The 286-nt window shown below is 59.4% G+C and carries 1 protein-coding gene; it reads right to left on the bottom strand.

Going from position 1 to position 286, the window contains the following annotated elements; all coding sequences use genetic code 11:
- The coding region (locus tag EN859_RS37415; RefSeq protein ID WP_135913761.1) for a hypothetical protein at nt 1-215 on the bottom strand (215 nt) is incomplete at its 3' end.
- Between the last annotated feature and the right edge of the window lie 71 nt (nt 216-286).

Genomic DNA, 286 nt, shown 5'->3' with positions numbered 1-286 from the left:
GCGAAATGCGATTGGGGCGATCGGTGCTCGATGAGCCTGGCGCGCTCAAGCGCCGCATCGCCGTAAAATTCGATCAGCACCCCGGCTGCCCGGACCGCATCGGCTTTCAACCGGCCGAAATCGACTTGCCCGTTCTCGACCGAGGGCTCGCTCCTGGCAATCACGTCAAGCATGGCTTGCAACGTGTCAGGAGTGCTGCCCTCGTCTTCGTGCATGGTCACTATCCGATTGGGGGCGTAAAATATCGACATTTCCGGGTGTTGTCCAACAGCTTCGTTGATCGAGC

The organism is Mesorhizobium sp. M00.F.Ca.ET.216.01.1.1 (genome assembly GCF_004010325.2).
GTDB lineage: Bacteria > Pseudomonadota > Alphaproteobacteria > Rhizobiales > Rhizobiaceae > Mesorhizobium.
Note: the sequence above shows the minus strand (reverse complement) of the source record. Positions and strands in the feature narration are given on the sequence as shown.